Origin of the sequence: Streptomyces sp. SID5910, assembly GCF_009862125.1 — a bacterium.
Lineage (GTDB): Bacteria > Actinomycetota > Actinomycetes > Streptomycetales > Streptomycetaceae > Streptomyces.
The window spans coordinates 1-17,324 of sequence record NZ_WWHX01000285.1 but is presented as its reverse complement, the minus strand read 5'-3'; the positions used below and the strand labels follow the sequence as shown (position 1 = coordinate 17,324).

Sequence of the window (17,324 nt, the reverse complement as noted above, 5' to 3'; positions counted from 1 at the left end):
CCGGCAGACTCACTCGGCGTGACACCGGGCGAGCACCTCCCTGGCGAGCTGGCGGTAGGCGGCGGCACCGACGGAGTTGGAGGCGTACGTGGTGATCGGCTCACCGGCGACCGTGGTCTCCGGGAAGCGGACCGTGCGCCCGATGACCGTGTGGTAGACGTGGTCGTCGAACGCCTCGACGACACGCGCCAGCACCTCACGGCTGTGCACCGTGCGCGAGTCGTACATGGTGGCGAGGATGCCGTCGAGCTCCAGGTCGGGGTTGAGCCGCTCCTGGACCTTCTCGATCGTCTCGGTCAGCAGCGCCACACCTCGCAGCGCGAAGAACTCGCACTCCAGCGGCACGATCACCTTGTGCGCGGCCGTCAGGGCGTTGACCGTGAGCAGGCCGAGCGAGGGCTGGCAGTCGATGACGATGTAGTCGTAGTCGTCCATCAGCGGCTTCAGCGCCCGCTGGAGGGTGGACTCGCGCGCGACCTCGCTCACGAGCTGCACCTCGGCCGCCGACAGGTCGATGTTGCTGGGCAGCAGGTCCATGTTGGGGACCGCGGTCTTCAGCAGCACCTCGTCGGCCGCCATGCCCCGCTCCATGAGCAGGTTGTAGACGGTGAGGTCGAGCTCCATCGGGTTGACGCCGAGACCGACCGACAGCGCGCCCTGCGGGTCGAAGTCGACGAGCAGCACCCGGCGCCCGTACTCGGCGAGCGCGGCACCCAGGTTGATGGTCGACGTGGTCTTGCCGACGCCGCCCTTCTGGTTGCACATCGCGATGATCTTCGCGGGGCCGTGCTCGGTCAGCGGGCCGGGGATCGGGAAGTACGGCAGCGGGCGTCCGGTCGGGCCGATGCGCTCACGGCGCTGACGGGCCGCGTCGGGCGCGAGCGTCGCCGCGTACTCGGGATCGGGCTCGTACTCCGCGTCCGGATCGTAGAAGTGCCCCTCGGGCAGTTCGTCGTAGTCGGCGAAGTGGTTGCGGGGCGCGCCACTTCCGTCGCCGGCCATGGCGTTCACGTGTTGGCCATCCATACTCATGTGTGCTGTCCGAGTCGCCTGCGGACTCTGGTGGGCGGCTGCGAAGGTGCGTACAGCGACGGAGCCGACAGCCTCGAGACGCCCGGGGCCGTGGGCCCGTGCAGGCATTCCTGGTTGACCACCCCCGGGAGTAAATGTCGACTCATTCACAAGTCGTCTTACCTCCTTGGTGACCAGGAAACTTCTAGACAGGTCAGCGTGACACCATGCCGACGTTCGGCGACTCTATGGCGTGTCGGCCGTCCGCAGCAACACAATCCGCCGGACCCGGCCCGATGTGTCGGCAATGAAACATCCCTCTGTCAAGGGCGTACGGCCGTCGCACAGCAGGTTTCACCGGTGCGCGAATCGGTTGAAGCGTTACGTTCGAGGCGAGTTGGCCGAGAATCGCAAAGTGACCATACACACACCCGGCCGGACCTTGTCGGGCAAGGTCCGGCCGGGTGTGCGGGGTTGACGACCACTGTTGACGTATCGCCTTTTTCGGCTGTCGACTTGTGCCGGCTTGGCCGGTGCCCCGGCCGCGTCGGGTCAGGCGAGCAGCGAGGCCAGCTCGACGTGCTCCAGGCCGTGCGCCTCGGCGACCTCCTTGTAAACCACCTTGCCGTCATGGGTGTTGAGACCCTTGGCCAGCGCGGGGTCGCGGCGCAGGGCGTCGGCCCAGCCGCGGTTGGCCAGCTCCACGATGTACGGCAGCGTGGCGTTGGTCAGCGCGTAGGTGGAGGTGTTCGGCACCGCGCCGGGCATGTTGGCGACGCAGTAGAACACGGACCCGTGGACCGGGAAGGTCGGCTCGGCGTGCGTGGTCGGGTGGGAGTCCTCGAAGCAGCCGCCCTGGTCGATCGCGATGTCGACAAGGACACTTCCGGGCTTCATCCGGGACACCAGCTCGTTGGTGACCAGCTTCGGGGCCTTGGCGCCCGGGATCAGCACGGCGCCGATCACGAGGTCGGCCTCCAGGCAGGCCTTCTCCAGCTCGAAGGCGTTGGAGACGACGGTCTGGATCTTCGTGCCGAAGATCTTGTCGGCTTCCTTGAGCTTGTTGATGTCCTTGTCGAGCAGGGTCACGTGGAAGCCCATGCCGATGGCGATCTGCGCGGCGTTCCAGCCGGAGACGCCGCCGCCGATGACGACGGCCTTGCCGGCCAGCACGCCGGGGACGCCGCCGGGCAGCACGCCGCGGCCGCCGTTGGCGGCCATCAGGTGGTAGGCGCCGACCTGCGGGGCCAGGCGGCCCGCGACCTCGGACATCGGGGCGAGCAGCGGCAGCGCGCGGTTCGGGAGCTCGACCGTCTCGTAGGCGATCGCGGTGGTGCCGGACTCGATGAGCGCGTCCGTGCACTCCTTGGAGGCGGCCAGGTGCAGGTAGGTGAAGAGCGTCTGGTCCTTGCGGAGGCGGTGGTACTCCTCCGCGATGGGCTCCTTGACCTTGAGCAGCAGGTCGGCCGTGGCCCAGACCTCGTCGGCGGTGTCCAGTATCTGCGCACCGGCGGCGAGGTACTCCTCGTTGGGGATCGAGGAGCCGACACCGGCGTCGCGCTCGACGACGACCTGGTGACCGTGGCGCACCAGCTCATGCACGCCGGCGGGGGTGATGGCCACCCGGAACTCGTTGTTCTTGACCTCGCGGGGAATGCCGACCTTCACGTGGATCACGGTCCTTGGCTCAGAGAATGGGGCTATTACAAGGCATACCCGCTCAGGCTCGGGCACACCGGGGTAGACCGCAGGAGAATGTGCGGCAGAGCCAGTCTAATGAAGGTGTTCCCGCTGTCTAGCCTTTCAAAGCATCAATCTTCATCGGGTGTGCTGCGGATTTCGCAGGCATCAGCGGCTTCTTCCCTCAACATGCGCTCGGCCGCACTCCGCTGCAGCCCGGCCGCCGTGGGGTCGCCGAGGCGGTCGAGCGTGTCGGCGAGCCTGAGGTGCAGCGCTGCCTGGAGCCGGACGTCCTCGGCCCGGCGCGCCCACTCGACGGCCTCCTGGCAGGTGCGCAGCGACTCCTCGGGCCGCCCGGCGTACTCCTGGACGCGCGCGAGCTCGCTCAACGCCCGCGCGTGGGCCGGGAGATCGCCGGCCCTGCGGTGGCCGGCGACCGCCGCCCGCCAGGAGCGCACCGCCTCGCCGTAGCGGCCGGCGTAGGTGTGGGCGGTGGCGATGCGGCCGTAGATCCGCGCGGCGTCGGCGCGCTCGTCCCGGGCGAGCCGCTGGGCGAGGGCCCGGCCGAACCAGTCGGCGGCCCGGTCGTAGTCCCCGAGCTCCAGGTGGGCGCCGCCTACGGATTCCATCGCGCGGCCGGTCGCGTACGGGTCGTCCGCCGCACGTCCGGCGTCCAGCGCGGCCCGGTAGCGCGCCAGTGCCTCGGCCGTGCGGTCGGTACGGGCGTCCAGGTCGCCCAGGTTCAGCAGGGCCGCCGCCTTCTCCCGGGGCAGGTCGCGGCGCTCGGCCACGTCGAGGACGAGCCGGTGGACGTCGTACAGGTCGGGCGCCGCCGCCTGGGTGCCGAAGTGGGCCACCATGGCGCGGACCAGCTGGGACATCAGCCGGCGGGCGAGGGTGTCCAGCTCCCCGTCGGCGACCGCGAGGCGGGCCGCGGCCAGCAGGGCGGGCCGGCGCACGCGCAGCCAGTCGGCGGCGGCCCTGGGGGTGGGGAAGCGCAGGGCCGGCGGCATGCCGTCGAGCTTCTCGCGGGCCCGGTCGCTGTCGGTCTCGGTGATCGCCCGGCACGACTGGAGCAGCCGCACCGTCCGCTCCAGCATCCGGGCGCGGGCCAGCTGGAGCTCGGCGGGCCGGTCGTGGCGCGCTGCGAGGGTCTTCAGCAGGGGGTACAGGCAGCCGGGCACCTCGTACTGCGGCAGCGCGGAGCCGGCCGGGTGCAGCAGGCCGAGGCCGACGAACTCGTCCAGGGTGGTGCGCGCGTCGCCGACGGAGCAGCCGGCGAGCGCGGACGCGGTGTGCGGGTCGACCAGGCCGGCCGGGGCGAGGGAGAGCAGGCGCAGCATCCGGGCGGCGGAGCCGGGCAGCGACGTGTAGGCGAGGCGGAAGACGCGGCTGAGCGGCGTCCCCTGGTCGTCCTCGGCGTGCATCTGCCGGGCGAGGTCGGCGACGGCCGCCTTGGGGCGGGCCGCGAGCCAGCCGCCGGCCAGGGTGAGGGCGGCGGGCTGCGCCTGGCAGACCTCGGCCAGCTGCTCGGCGGCGCGGGGGTCGACGGTGATGCGGACCGAGCCGGTGAACCGGGACAGCAGCTCCACGGCCGACTTGGTGTCCAGGCCGCCCAGTGTGCACGGGCGGACGTCCGCGATGCCGGTCAGCGGGCCCCCGGAGACGACGACGGCCAGGCAGTCCGGGGTGTCCGGGAGGAGGGCGTCGACCTGCTCGGCGTCGGCGGCGTCGTCGAGCAGCAGCAGGAGCCGGCGGTCGGCGAGCGCCTCGCGCAGGGCGGCGGTGAGGTCGTCGTCGCAGGCGCCGGGCGGGGTGGGGCGGTCCAGCTCGGTGAGCAGGTCGCGGGCGAGCCGCCCGACGGGCACGCGCCGTCCGTCCGGTTCGCTCAGCCGGGCGCGCAGCACCCCGTCGGGGTAGCGGTCGGCGACCTGGGCGGCGAGCTCCTCGGCGAGCGCGGTACGGCCGGAGCCGGGCCGGCCCGCGACGAGGAGCACGCGCGCGCGGGGGGCCTTGCGGCCGGAGAGGGTGTCGAGGCCCGCCCGCTCGATGTCGGCGCGCAGCTGTTTCAGCTCGCGGGTGCGGCCCAGGAACCGAGTCTCCTCGACAGGGTCGCCCGACAGCCGTACGCCGTCCGTGTCCACCGCCTGATCCGTCACGGGCCACACTCCCGATCCCACCGCACGCCGGCGCCCGCCGGAACTCCGGTTCGGGCGTTTCCCGAGCCTAGTTCACGCTGTGCGACGGACCGTGTGGACCACGACGGGCACATCCCCTGATCGGATCAACAGATGGTCACACCGGAGGCCAGAACGCGGGGCACGGGGCGCCGGAACATCGGGGCGCGGAACTCAGGCCACCAGGGCGTGGGGCTACGGGGCGCCAGGGCCCGGCGAGGCGCGCCATGCGCCGGCCGGAGGCACGCGTCAGGCCTCGAACGGTCGGGCCGGCCACGGGGACTCCGCCGGGCGCAGGGTGTCGAGGCCGTCGCCCTGTTCCGCCGCGATCAGGGAGAGTACGCCCACGACCAGGCAGTTGTTGTGCAGGTCCCCCGCGAGCACCCCCCGGACCAGGTCCGCGACGGGCACCCGCTCCAGCTCCATGTCGGCCTCTTCGTCCTCGACCGCGAAGCGCTCACCCTCCGCCTCGGACAGGTTCCGGGCGAGGAAGATCCGCACGGCCTCGTCGCTGCCGCCGGGCGTGGTGTAGACGTCGGCCAGCACCCGCCAGTCCTCGGCCTTGACGTGCGCCTCCTCGTACAGCTCGCGCTGGGCCGCGTGCAGCGGGTTCTCGCCGGGCACGTCGAGCAGGCCGGCCGGGATCTCCCACAGCTTCTCGCGCACCGGGTGCCGGTACTGGCGGATCACCAGCACCCGGCCCTCGTCGTCCAGGGCGAGAACGGCCACCGAACCGGGGTGGACCTGGTAGTCGCGGCTCGCGACGGAGCCGCCGGGCATGACCACCTCGTCCGTGCGGACGGAGGTCTTCTTGCCCCGGAAGGGGGTCTCCGTCGCCCGGACCTCCCACTCCTCGGGGGTGTCCTTGATGGTCGTGCCCGTCATGCCCTGTCCTTCCAGACGTACGCGAAGAGGCCGGGACGCGTCCCGTTGAATGGACGCGTCCCGGCCACCGTACAACTGGTGTGCTACTTCGACGTCTTCCGCTCGACCGCGGCCTTGACCAGCCCCGCGAACAGCGGGTGCGGGCGCGTCGGGCGCGAGCGCAGCTCCGGGTGCGCCTGCGTGGCGACCAGGTAGGGGTGCACCTCGCGCGGGTACTCGACGTACTCGACGAGCTTGCCGTCCGGGGAGGTGCCCGAGAAGACGATGCCGGCCTTCTTCTCCAGCTCCGCGCGGTAGGCGTTGTTCACCTCGTAGCGGTGACGGTGCCGCTCCTCGACGTACTCCTTGCCGTCGTACACCTCGCGCGCGATGGACCCCTCGGCGAGCTTGGCCGGGTACATGCCGAGCCGCATCGTGCCGCCCATGTCGCCCTCGCCGGCCACGATGTCCAGCTGCTCGGCCATCGTGGAGATGACCGGGTGGGCGGTGGCGGGGTCGAACTCGGTGGAGTTGGCGTCCGTGATGCCGGCCAGGTTGCGCGCGGCCTCGACCACGATGCACTGGAGGCCCAGGCACAGGCCGAGCAGCGGGATCTTGTTCTCGCGGGCGTACTTGATCGCGCCGACCTTGCCGAGCACACCGCGGTCGCCGAAGCCGCCCGGGATGCAGATGGCGTCGACGTCACCGAGCTGCGCCTTGGCGCCGGCCGGGGTCTTGCAGTCGTCGGACGTGACCCACTTGATCTTCACGCGGGCCCGGTTGGCGAAGCCGCCCGCGCGCAGCGCCTCGGTGACCGAGAGGTAGGCGTCGGGCAGGTCGATGTACTTGCCGACCAGGGCCATGACGATCTCGTGCTCGGGCTTGTGGACGCGGTCGAGCAGGTCGTCCCAGGTCGTCCAGTCCACGTCGCGGAACGGGAGGTCCATCTTGCGGACGACGTAGGCGTCCAGGCCCTCGGTGTGGATGACCTTCGGGATGTCGTAGATCGAGCGGGCGTCGGGGCAGGCCACGACGGCGTCCTCGTCGACGTCGCACATCAGCGAGATCTTCCGCTTGATCGCGGTCGGCACCTCGCGGTCGCAGCGCAGCACGATGGCGTCCGGCTGGATACCGATGTTGCGCAGGGCGGCCACGCTGTGCTGGGTCGGCTTGGTCTTCAGCTCGCCCGAGGGGCCGATGTACGGCAGGAGCGAGATGTGCACCACGAACACGTTGTCGCGGCCGACCTCGTGGCGGACCTGGCGGACGGTCTCCAGGAAGGGCAGCGACTCGATGTCGCCGACCGTGCCGCCGACCTCGGTGATCACGACGTCGACCTCGTCCGTCGCCATGCGGCGGATGCGGTGCTTGATCTCGTTGGTGATGTGCGGGATGACCTGCACCGTGTCGCCCAGGTACTCGCCGCGCCGCTCCTTGGCGATCACCGTCGAGTAGACCTGGCCCGTGGTGACATTGGCGGAACCGTCCAGGTCGCGGTCGAGGAAGCGCTCGTAGTGCCCGATGTCCAGGTCGGTCTCGGCGCCGTCGTTGGTGACGAAGACCTCACCGTGCTGGAAGGGGTTCATCGTGCCGGGGTCGACGTTGAGGTACGGGTCGAGCTTCTGCATCACGACGCGCAGACCGCGGGCCTTCAGCAGCATGCCGAGGCTGGAGGCCGTCAGCCCCTTGCCGAGCGAGGAGGCGACACCCCCGGTGACGAAGATGTGCTTGGTCGTCGAAGATTTGGGCGGCATGGCCAAGAGGGGGCTCCCGTGGTCGCGGTCTGGGGTGCGGTGCGTCCGTCGTGCGGCCCGGTCGTCCCGGGTTGCCGTCGGCGGCGCCGTCGCTGCGGTTCCGGGGTTTTTCTCCCACCGGTCCACGGGCTACCAGCGTATCAGCGCCGGAGAGCGACGGCTTCCGGCCACGCTCCGCGCACATGCGGACACGGACGCGCGCGGCTCACCGGATTCTCACCCGGTGGTCACTCGTTCGGCGTACCCGCGTTGCCCGGAGGGGCACACAGATCATCTACGTGCGTCGTATCCTGCTCGGACGTTCGCTGCCGAGCCGGCCCCGGCGACGCGGCACCACCCCTCGCCCCGTCAGCACCGGAACAACGAGAGCTCGTCAGTTCGTTGAGCAACAATTGTCCTTTGCGGCACAGCGTTTGGCTTCACGGCCGGACGGCTGCTTTGCTTCATGGCTCAACAACGCATGACACCCCCCTTGACCGCACTAGCGACCGCCCCCACGCGGGGTGACGTGGCCGTTCGACTGGAGTTGCACGTGGCCGGGCGCATCGAAGACTACGCACTCATCGGAGACATGCAGACCGCTGCCCTGGTCTGCCGGGACGGCACAGTCGACTGGCTGTGCCTGCCCCGCTTCGACTCGCATGCCATCTTCGCCGGTCTGCTGGGCACCGGGGAACACGGCTTCTGGCGGCTCGGACCCGCCTACGCACCCGGCGCCGAGCCGCCCACCGCGCAGCGGCGGAGCTACCGCGGCGACTCGCTGATCCTGGAATCCGAGTGGGACACCCCGCGCGGCACGGTCCGGGTGACCGATTTCATGCCGCCGCGTGACGGCGCCCCGCAACTGATCCGGATCGTGGAGGGCGTCTCCGGACGGGTGCCGATGCGTTCGGAGCTGCGGATGCGGTTCAGCTACGGCCGGGTGGTGCCGTGGGTGCACAAGCACGAGGGACGCACGGTGGCCGTCGCGGGCCCGGACTCCGTGTGGTTCGACACGGAGGCCGAGACCTACGGCAAGGCGCTCACCACGTACGCGGACTTCACGGTCGCTCCGGGTGACCGGATCGCGTTCACCATCTCCTGGGAGCCCTCGCACAAGGAGCCGCCGGCGCTGCCGGAGCCCGAGCAGTCGCTGGTGGCGACGGAGGACTTCTGGCGCGACTGGGTCGAGCACTGTACGTACCACGGCCCCTACCGCGAGGCCGTGGTCCGCTCCCTGATCACGCTGAAGGCGCTGACGTACGCCCCCACCGGCGGCATCGTCGCCGCGCCCACCACCTCCCTGCCGGAGGAGATCGGCGGCGTCCGCAACTGGGACTACCGCTACACCTGGCTGCGGGACGCGGCGATCACCCTGTCCTCGCTGCTGCGCACCGGCTACCGCGAGGAGGCCCGCGCCTGGCGCGAGTGGCTGCTGCGCGCGGTCGCCGGCGACCCGGAGAACCTCCAGATCATGTACGGCATCGCCGGCGAGCGCGAGCTGGGCGAGGCGGAGCTGGACTGGCTGCCGGGCTACGAGAACTCCACGCCGGTCCGGGTCGGCAACGGCGCGGCCCACCAGCTCCAGCTGGACGTGTACGGCGAGGTCACCGAGGCCCTGCACCTGGCCCACATGACGGGCCTCGCGCGCAACGACTACGCCTCGGTGCTCCAGCTGAAGCTGATCCGCTACCTGGAGGACCACTGGCAGGAGCCGGACGAGGGCATCTGGGAGGTGCGCGGCCCGCGCCGCCACTTCGTGCACTCCAAGGTGATGGCCTGGGTCGCCGTCGACCGCACGATCAAGCTGATCGAGTCCGGCGACGCCGACGGGCCGCTGGAGCGCTGGAAGCAGCTGCGCGACGACATCCACCGGGACGTGTGCGAGAAGGGCTACGACAAGGAACGCAACACGTTCACGCAGTCCTACGGCTCCCGGGAGCTGGACGCCTCGCTGCTGCTGATCCCGCAGATGGGCTTCCTGCCGCCGGACGACAAGCGCGTGATCGGCACCATCGAGGCCATCCAGCGTGAGCTGTCCACGTCGGACGGCTTCATCCTGCGCTACCCGACGGACGGCAAGGACGAGGGCGTCGACGGCCTGCCCGGCGACGAGGGCGCCTTCCTCGCCTGCTCGTTCTGGATGGCCGACGACCTGGCGATGATCGGCCGGGTGGACGAGGCCCGCAAGCTCTTCGAGAAGCTGCTGTCCCTGCGCAACGACCTGGGCCTGCTCGCCGAGGAGTGGGACCCGCGCCTCCAGCGCCAGGTCGGCAACTTCCCGCAGGCCTTCAGCCACGTGCCCCTGATCGACACGGCCCTGCGCCTGACGGCGAGCGGGGCGTACGGCGGCTGAGGGGACTCGACAGGAAGGCATGGCCGTACCCCGCCCGGGCCGGCGACCCCGGCCCGCGTGAGGCACGCACACGGGACGCCTCCCCGCGATGTGCTCACCCGCGGCCCGCGCGGGTAGCGTCCGGCTCATGGACAGCGGCAAAGTCAACAGCGGCGACGGCTTCGGGGACGGCGGATACGGGCCTCGGGGCGCCGGAATCACCGTGCAGCGGGCCCTGGAACTCCCCGGGCTGCGCAGTGGCCTGCCGGAGATCGTCGCCGGCGCCGACCGCCTGCACCGCACCGTGCGCTGGGTGCACGCGGGCGAGGTGCCCAACATCGCCTCCCTGCTCAAGGGCGGCGAACTCCTGCTGACCACGGGCTACGGCCTCGGCACCCGCCCGGCCGAGCAGCGGGCCTTCGTCCGCACGCTCGCCGAGCGCGGCATCGCGGCCCTGGTCGTGGAGCTGGGCCCGCGCTTCGCCAGGCTGCCCGCGACCCTCGTGGACACGGCCCGCGCGGCCGGGCTGCCGCTGGTCCAGCTGCACCGCGAGGTGCCGTTCGTGACCGTCACCGAGGAGATCCACACCGAGATCGTCAACGGCCACTACGCGCTGCTCCAGCGGGCCGAGGAGGTGCACCGCCGCTGCACCGAGGCCCTCCTTGGCGGCGGCGGGGTGCCCCAGGTGCTCGGCATCCTCGCCGGGTTCGCCGACAACCCCGTGTTCCTGGAGACGCCCGACGGCCGCCTGCTGTACGCCGCCGGGTCCGGGCCCGAGGGCGCCGATCCGCTCCAGGTGTGGGAGGGGCTGCGGGGCCAGCACAAGGAGACCCCGCCGCCTGCGGGCTCGGTCCTGGTGGACGTGCCCGGCGGCGGCCCCGGCGCCGGGTCGGTGCGCGCCCGGCTGGCCCTGCTGCCCGTGCGGTCCCCGCTGGCGCCGGTGCACCGGATGGCGGCTGAGCGGGCGGCCGGCATCCTCGCCGTGGTGCTGATGCAGGCACGGCAGGAGGAGGAGCTGGCGGCGCGCGGGCGCGGTGACTTCCTCACCGATCTGGCCGAGGGCCGGATCACGGCGGAGGACGCCCCGGCGCAGGCCCGCGTCCTCGGCTTCAAGCCGGGCGGCAGCCCGTTGCTGCCGGTGGTGATGCGGCTCGGCGACGCCCTCGCCCCCACCGGCGGCGGCTGGGCGGTGCTGGCCCGCGCGGTCGCCGAGGAGCTGGCGTCCGTCGGGGTGCCGGTGCTGCTGGGCGTGCGGCCGGTGGAGGGCCGGGTGCCGCTCCTGCTGGGTCTGCGCGCGGAGTCGGAGCGGGCGGCGGTCGCCGACCGGGTCGCGGCGGCGCTGCGGGCGGGCGTGGAGCGGGCCGGGATGCAGCGCCCGGGCGCGCATCCGCCGGTCGTGGTCGTCGGGGTGGCCGGCGGCTGGGCGGCGGCGTCGGCCGGTCTGCGGCACGCGGCGGAGACGGCGACCGCGGCCCAGGGCCTCGGCGACCGGCCGTGGTACGACGCCCGGCGGCTCGACATCGACCTGCTGCTGTGGCGGCTGCGCGACCATCCGGACCTGGCGGCGTTCGTCGGGCGGGCGATCGGCCCCCTCCAGGACCACGACAACCGTTCCAAGCCGCCCCTGCTGCCCACGCTCCAGACGTACCTGGCGCACGCGGGCCGCAAGGCGGAGACGGCGCGCGAACTCCACCTGAACCGGCAGACGCTCTACAACCGCCTCGCCCGCATCGGGGAGTTGCTGGGCACGGACCTCGACGACCCGCAGACGGTCCTGGCGTTGAGCCTGGCCCTGCGCGCCCGCCGGCACGTGCCGTAAAGGGCCCTAGCGGAGCGGGGTGGGCCGGGTCAGCTCGTCGTAGACGCTGAGGACCTGGGCGACCGTCTCGTCCTCGGTCGGCCAGGTGGCCGCCTGCCGTACGCCCCGGTCGCTCAGCGCCTCCCGCCGCGCGGCGTCGCCGAGCAGTCCGACGACGGCGTCGCCGAGGGCCGCGGCGTCCCCGGCCGGGACGAGTTCGGCGGCGTCGCCGACGAGTTCGCGCAGGCCGCCGGTGTCGCCGGCGACGAGCGGCAGGCGCGCGTGGAGGGCCTCCTGGGCGAGGACGGAGCTCCCCGCCCCGCGGTGGATCGGCAGCAGCGCGAGGTCGGCCGCCGCCAGCAGGTCGGTGACGTCGTCACGCCGGCCGATGAGCACCACCGGCAGCCCCTCGTCCTCGATCCTGCGCTGCAACTCCCCGCGCAGCGGGCCCTCTCCGGCGACGACGACCAGGGGCGCGGGGGCTCGTGCGAACCGGAGACGTGCTCCGCCGAGACCGTGGTGCCGCGGATGACGAAGATGTCGACGCCCGCGTCCACGACGGCCTTGGAGAACTGGGCGGTGCGCTGCGGGGAGAGCGCGGCGGCGGTGACGACGCCGGAGTCGCGGACCTCCTTGATGCGCTGCCCGATCAGCTCCTCCTTGATGGGAGCCGCGTAGATCTCCTGGAGGCGGCGGGTCGCGGTGTCCGCGTCGAGGCCGACGATCTCGTCGAGTAGCGGCTGCGGGTCCTCGTGCCGGGTCCAGAGCCCTTCCAGGTTGAGGACGCCGAGGCCGCCCAGCTCGCCGATGCGGATGGCGGTGGCCGGGGAGACGACCGAGTCCATGGGAGCGGCCAGGAACGGCAGCTCGAAGCGGTAGGCGTCGATCTGCCAGGCGATCGAGACCTCCTTCGGGTCCCGCGTACGGCGGCTGGGGACGACGGCGATGTCGTCGAAGGCGTACGCCCGGCGGCCGCGCTTGCCGCGCCCGATCTCGATCTCAGTCACGTCTGTGGCCTTTCCCTGATGCGTTGCAGCGCCTTCCAGTATCCCCGATGTCCCCTTCGGACACGGCGCGAGGGCGGTCCCGGACCATGTCCGGGACCGCCCTCGGAAGGCGTGGTGCCTACTTGCGGCTGTAGTTCGGTGCCTCGACCGTCATCTGGATGTCGTGCGGGTGGCTCTCCTTGAGGCCGGCGGAGGTGATCCGCACGAACCGCCCGTTGTCCTGGAGGTCCGGCACGGTCCGGCCGCCGACGTAGAACATCGACTGGCGCAGGCCGCCGACCAGCTGGTGGACGACCGAGGAGAGCGGGCCGCGGTAGGGCACCTGGCCCTCGATGCCCTCGGGGACGAGCTGCTCGTCGGAGGCGACGCCCTCCTGGAAGTAGCGGTCCTTGGAGAACGACTTGCGGTCGCCGCGGGTCTGCATGGCGCCGAGCGACCCCATGCCCCGGTACGACTTGAACTGCTTGCCGTTGATGAACAGCAGCTCGCCCGGCGACTCCTCGCAGCCCGCGAGCAGCGAGCCCAGCATCACCGTGTCGGCGCCCGCGACCAGGGCCTTGGCGATGTCGCCGGAGTACTGGAGGCCGCCGTCGCCGATGACCGGGACCCCGGCCTCCTTGGCGGCGAGCGACGCCTCGTAGATGGCCGTGACCTGCGGGACGCCGATGCCGGCGACGACGCGGGTGGTGCAGATGGAGCCGGGTCCGACGCCGACCTTGATGCCGTCCACGCCGGCGTCGATGAGGGCCTTGGCGCCGTCGCGGGTGGCGATGTTGCCGCCGATGACGTCCACGCCGGCCGAGTTCGACTTGATCTTGGCGACCATGTCGCCGACCAGACGGGAGTGGCCGTGCGCGGTGTCGACGACGATGAAGTCGGCGCCCGCCTCGATCAGCGCCTGGGCGCGCTCGAAGGCGTCCCCGGCGACGCCGACCGCGGCGCCGACCAGCAGCCGGCCCTTGCCGTCCTTGGCCGCGTTCGGGTACTTCTCGGCCTTGACGAAGTCCTTGACCGTGATCAGGCCCTTGAGCACGCCGCCGTCGTCGACCAGCGGCAGCTTCTCGATCTTGTGGCGGCGCAGCAGCTCCATGGCGTCCACGCCGGAGATGCCGACCTTGCCGGTGACCAGCGGCATCGGCGTCATGACCTCGCGCACCCCGCGGGAGCGGTCGCTCTCGAAGGCCATGTCACGGTTGGTGACGATGCCGAGCAGCTTGCCGGCGCCGTCGGTGACCGGCACGCCGCTGATGCGGAACTTGGCGCACAGCGCGTCGGCCTCGGCGAGGGTGGCGTCCGGGTGGATGGTGATCGGGTTGGCCACCATGCCCGACTCGGAGCGCTTGACCAGGTCGACCTGGTTGGCCTGGTCCTCGATGGACAGGTTGCGGTGCAGAACGCCGACGCCGCCCTGGCGGGCCATCGCGATCGCCATGCGCGACTCGGTGACCTTGTCCATGGCGGCGGACAGCAGCGGGATGTTGACCCGCACGTTCTTGGAGACGTACGAGGCGGTGTCGATCTCGTCGGGTGCCATGTCCGACGGGCCCGGCAGCAGCAGCACGTCGTCGTAGGTCAGCCCGAGTGTCGCGAATTTCTCGGGCACTCCGTCGACGTTGGCAGTCATGACACCTTCCCCAAATGGCCTTGATCGGTGCGGATGTCCATGCTAACGGGAAGTGGACGTGGCTCATTCCACGATCAAGAGACCCTGCGACGTTCGTGCTTTTGTACGAAGCGACAGCTCCGCCCGTTCACCCGGCGGGCTACTGCTCCGCCAGCGCCCGCAGGCGGCTCAGCGCCCGGTGCTGGGCGACGCGGACGGCCCCGGGTGACATTCCCAACATCTGCCCGGTCTCCTCGGCCGTGAGGCCCACGGCGATGCGCAGCAGCAGCAGCTCGCGCTGGTTCTCGGGGAGGTTGGCCAGCAGTTTCTTGGCCCACGCGGCGTCGCTGTTGAGCAGCGCCCGCTCCTCCGGGCCGAGCGAGTCGTCCGGCCGCTCGGGCATCTCGTCGGACGGGACCGCCGTCGATCCCGGGTGCCGCATCGCGGCGCGCTGGAGGTCGGCGACCTTGTGGGCGGCGATGGCGAAGACGAACGCCTCGAAGGGCCGGCCGGTGTCCTTGTACCGCGGCAGCGCGAGGAGCACCGCGACGCAGACCTCCTGGGCGAGGTCCTCGACGAAGTGCCGGGCGTCGCCGGGCAGCCGGGACAGCCGGGTGCGGCAGTAGCGCAGCGCCAAGGGGTGGACATGGGCGAGCAGGTCGTGCGTGGCCTGCTCGTCCCCGTCGACGGCACGGTGCACGAGCCCGCCGACCGTCCCTTGGTCAGGGGCCGCCTCGTCGTCACGCATCGGTCCATGGTGCCTTGCGGCCGTCCGATCCGTGGCTCCGTGCCCGTTGTTGTGCACCGAAGCGTTATGAGCAGGTGCGCCGGAACTCATCCCCTGCGCCCTCCCCTTCCGCTCGACCGACTCGTCCCCGAGGAACTCCACACCTCAAGGATGCGTCATCCGCGGCGAAACGAGCAGCGGGCACCCGGCGGGTCGGCTTGTCACCCCCGCCCACCTCGCGGTAAGCGGGGAACCGAGCGCCCCCGTCGGGCCCTGTGGGCCTCCACCACACGGGGCTTTCCTATCGGACGAGGCCCCACCGGAAACCGAGCGCCACCGCGTGTGCCCGGTCCGAGGCGCCGAGCTTCTTGAAGAGCCGCCGGGCGTGCGTCTTGACGGTGTCCTCGGAGAGGAACAGCTCGCGGCCGATCTCCGCGTTGGAGCGGCCGTGGCTCATGCCCTCAAGGACCTGGATCTCACGCGCGGTGAGCGTGGGCGCGGCGCCCATCTCGGCCGAGCGCAGCCGGCGCGGGGCGAGCCGCCAGGTCGGGTCGGCGAGGGCCTGCGTGACGGTGGCGCGCAGCTCGGCGCGCGAGGCGTCCTTGTGCAGATACCCACGGGCGCCGGCGGCGACCGCGAGGGCGACGCCGTCCAGGTCCTCCGCGACGGTGAGCATGATGATGCGCGCACCGGGGTCGGCGGACAGCAGGCGCCGCACGGTCTCGACGCCGCCCAGGCCGGGCATGCGCACGTCCATCAGAATCAGGTCCGAGCGGTCGGCGCCCCAGCGGCGGAGGACTTCCTCGCCGTTGGCCGCCGTCGTCACGCGCTCGACGCCGGGCACGGTCGCGACCGCGCGGCGGAGCGCCTCTCGGGCAAGCGGGGAGTCGTCGCAGACGAGGACGGAAGTCATGGCCGTCCTCCGCAGCTGATGCGCGTCACGTTGAGCCTCCAGGCTGGTACGAAATCTCACCTGTGCGGTCGACCGTCCCGGACGCCCGCCCGAGCACCTGTTCCTTCAACCGCCTCCGCACTCTCAACGACGGTCACTCGAAAGAGTTACGGGGCTGTGTGTCGTCTTCGGCACTCTACGTGAGGGCGCGTTCACGGTGCAGACATGCGCGGCTGACCCACCCGCTTTCATCACAAGCGATGCCCCATTTAGCCGCTTTTCTTCCACTTCGCTGGTGTCTGCGGCTAGATTCGCAATGAGTCATATTTTCATCTCCTTAGATCGTAGTTGTACGGTCGTGGACACCGGATCCACCCAGATCGGCTACAAGGGGTCACGCAATGGCAGATTTCTCCCGCCTTCCCGGACCGAACGCGGACCTGTGGGACTGGCAGCTCCTTGCTGCCTGTCGCGGGGTGGACAGCTCGCTCTTCTTCCATCCGGAGGGCGAACGCGGTGCGGCCCGGAGCGCTCGCGAGAACTCGGCCAAGGAGGTCTGCATGAGGTGCCCGGTCCGCGCGGAGTGCGCGGCGCACGCACTGGCGGTGCGCGAGCCGTACGGCGTGTGGGGCGGACTGACCGAGGACGAGCGCGAGGAACTGATGGGCCGGGCGCGCAACCGCCTGGTGGCGGCATCCGCGCCGGCGTCGGCGTCGGTCGGCGGGGACGCCGCCGCACACCACTGAAGGAACGTTTTTCCGAATAGCGCGCCGACAACCAACGGGGGCCAGGGCACGCACACGCGTGCCTCTCTTTTGGGCGTCTTCCCGGCGTCGCGGGCGTGCCGCTCAGTGCCCGGCGGTCTGACCGGAGGCGGCACGCGCCAGCTCGTCCAGCGTCGCCCGCACCGCGGGCACCTGGGCGAGGTCGGGCAGCGTCAGCGCGACGATCTCCCGCCGCACCTCCGGCTCCAGCGCCACCGTGCGCACCCCCCGCGGCCGTACCGACTCGACGGCGAGCTGCGGCAGGACGGCCACCCCGAGCCCGGCCCCGACCAGGCCGAACACCGCCGGATAGTCGTCGGTCGCGAAGTCGATGCGGGGGGTGAAGCCGGCGCCCTCGCAGACCTCGACCAGTTGACCGCGGCAGCGCGGGCAGCCGGCGATCCAGGGCTCCCGGGCCAGCTCCCCGATGGCCACACTGCCGCCGGCGGCCTCCGCGCCGTCATGCGCGAGCCGGTGCCGTTCGGGCACGAGGGCCACCAGGCGGTCGGTCAGCAGCGGCCGTACGACCAGGTCGTCCCACTCCTCGACGCCCGCCGCGTCCTCGTAGCGGAAGGCGAGCGCCACGTCGCAGTCGCCCTCGCGCAGCAGCTCGACGGACTTGGGCGGCTCGGCCTCCTCCAGGGAGACCCGGGTGCCGGGGTGGGCGGCGCGCAGTGCGGCCAGGGCGGTGGGGACGAGGGTGGAACTGCCGCTCGGGAAGGAGACGAGGCGA

At 71.7% G+C, this 17,324-nt stretch carries 12 protein-coding genes and 2 pseudogenes; 3 read left to right on the top strand and 11 right to left on the bottom strand.

The annotated features are described in order from the left end of the window. Positions 1–9: 9 nt before the first annotated feature. The 5 genes from GTW67_RS09885 to pyrG all read right to left on the bottom strand — a co-directional run bounded on the left by GTW67_RS09885 (position 10) and on the right by pyrG (position 7,486). Positions 10–1,140, bottom strand: a complete 1,131-nt coding sequence (locus GTW67_RS09885) for a ParA family protein (RefSeq protein WP_161164423.1) — start codon at positions 1,138–1,140, stop codon at positions 10–12. A gap of 423 nt (positions 1,141–1,563) precedes the next feature. Beyond that, a complete protein-coding gene (gene ald / locus GTW67_RS09880) occupies positions 1,564–2,688 on the bottom strand; it encodes an alanine dehydrogenase (RefSeq protein ID WP_161164422.1) in 1,125 nt (374 codons plus the stop codon). Positions 2,689–2,822: 134 nt separating this feature from the next. Beyond that, positions 2,823–4,850: a tetratricopeptide repeat protein gene (locus GTW67_RS09875; protein ID WP_161164421.1), complete on the bottom strand. Its 2,028-nt coding sequence runs from the start codon at positions 4,848–4,850 to the stop codon at positions 2,823–2,825. Between the two features lie 267 nt (positions 4,851–5,117). Continuing rightward, the gene (locus GTW67_RS09870) at positions 5,118–5,753 is read right to left on the bottom strand and encodes an NUDIX domain-containing protein (RefSeq protein ID WP_161164420.1); all 636 of its coding nucleotides are present in this window, start codon (positions 5,751–5,753) and stop codon (positions 5,118–5,120) included. An 83-nt stretch (positions 5,754–5,836) separates the two neighbouring features. Next, on the bottom strand, positions 5,837–7,486 hold the full coding sequence (pyrG, locus tag GTW67_RS09865) for a CTP synthase (protein ID WP_161164419.1): 1,650 nt from the start codon (positions 7,484–7,486) through the stop codon (positions 5,837–5,839). Between the two features lie 532 nt (positions 7,487–8,018). On the opposite strand from pyrG, the gene GTW67_RS09860 reads away from it, so the two are divergent. Both GTW67_RS09860 and GTW67_RS09855 read left to right on the top strand, forming a co-directional pair. Continuing rightward, on the top strand, positions 8,019–9,821 hold the full coding sequence (locus tag GTW67_RS09860; RefSeq protein ID WP_161164424.1) for a glycoside hydrolase family 15 protein: 1,803 nt from the start codon (positions 8,019–8,021) through the stop codon (positions 9,819–9,821). Positions 9,822–9,948: 127 nt separating this feature from the next. Then, the gene (locus GTW67_RS09855; protein ID WP_161164418.1) at positions 9,949–11,619 is read left to right on the top strand and encodes a PucR family transcriptional regulator; all 1,671 of its coding nucleotides are present in this window, start codon (positions 9,949–9,951) and stop codon (positions 11,617–11,619) included. A 6-nt stretch (positions 11,620–11,625) separates the two neighbouring features. Here the strand turns inward: GTW67_RS09855 and GTW67_RS09850 are convergent. From GTW67_RS09850 to GTW67_RS09830, 5 genes and pseudogenes are all read right to left on the bottom strand, one after another. Beyond that, positions 11,626–12,081: pseudogene (locus GTW67_RS09850) on the bottom strand (glycosyltransferase); the annotation flags it as partial. Continuing rightward, a pseudogene (locus tag GTW67_RS09845) lies at positions 12,078–12,605 on the bottom strand (IMP dehydrogenase); the annotation flags it as partial. The pseudogenes GTW67_RS09850 and GTW67_RS09845, both read right to left, overlap by 4 nt. Positions 12,606–12,723: 118 nt before the next feature. Next, positions 12,724–14,229 (bottom strand): IMP dehydrogenase, encoded by a 1,506-nt coding sequence (gene guaB / locus GTW67_RS09840; protein ID WP_161163904.1) that lies wholly within the window; start codon positions 14,227–14,229, stop codon positions 12,724–12,726. Between the two features lie 139 nt (positions 14,230–14,368). Then, the gene (locus tag GTW67_RS09835) at positions 14,369–14,956 is read right to left on the bottom strand and encodes a sigma-70 family RNA polymerase sigma factor (protein WP_019329587.1); all 588 of its coding nucleotides are present in this window, start codon (positions 14,954–14,956) and stop codon (positions 14,369–14,371) included. 280 nt (positions 14,957–15,236) lie between these two features. Further along, positions 15,237–15,848: a response regulator transcription factor gene (locus GTW67_RS09830; RefSeq protein WP_003948568.1), complete on the bottom strand. Its 612-nt coding sequence runs from the start codon at positions 15,846–15,848 to the stop codon at positions 15,237–15,239. Positions 15,849–16,228: 380 nt separating this feature from the next. On the opposite strand from GTW67_RS09830, the gene GTW67_RS09825 reads away from it, so the two are divergent. Beyond that, positions 16,229–16,573 carry a WhiB family transcriptional regulator gene (locus GTW67_RS09825; protein ID WP_161163903.1) on the top strand — a complete coding sequence of 115 codons (345 nt, stop codon included), beginning with the start codon at positions 16,229–16,231 and terminating at the stop codon, positions 16,571–16,573. Positions 16,574–16,675: 102 nt separating this feature from the next. Here GTW67_RS09825 and GTW67_RS09820 read toward each other — a convergent pair. Then, positions 16,676–17,324: LysR substrate-binding domain-containing protein (locus GTW67_RS09820; protein ID WP_161164417.1), on the bottom strand; the 649-nt coding region annotated here is incomplete at its 5' end.

Coding starts and splice junctions, on each gene's coding strand:
- GTW67_RS09885 (WP_161164423.1), bottom strand. CDS start 1,140: ATGCCTGCACGGGCCCACGGCCCCGGGCGTCTCGAGGCTGTCGGCTCC.
- GTW67_RS09870 (WP_161164420.1), bottom strand. CDS start 5,753: ATGACGGGCACGACCATCAAGGACACCCCCGAGGAGTGGGAGGTCCGG.
- pyrG (WP_161164419.1), bottom strand. CDS start 7,486: ATGCCGCCCAAATCTTCGACGACCAAGCACATCTTCGTCACCGGGGGT.
- GTW67_RS09855 (WP_161164418.1), top strand. CDS start 9,949: ATGGACAGCGGCAAAGTCAACAGCGGCGACGGCTTCGGGGACGGCGGA.
- guaB (WP_161163904.1), bottom strand. CDS start 14,229: ATGACTGCCAACGTCGACGGAGTGCCCGAGAAATTCGCGACACTCGGG.
- GTW67_RS09835 (WP_019329587.1), bottom strand. CDS start 14,956: ATGCGTGACGACGAGGCGGCCCCTGACCAAGGGACGGTCGGCGGGCTC.
- GTW67_RS09830 (WP_003948568.1), bottom strand. CDS start 15,848: ATGACTTCCGTCCTCGTCTGCGACGACTCCCCGCTTGCCCGAGAGGCG.
- GTW67_RS09825 (WP_161163903.1), top strand. CDS start 16,229: ATGGCAGATTTCTCCCGCCTTCCCGGACCGAACGCGGACCTGTGGGAC.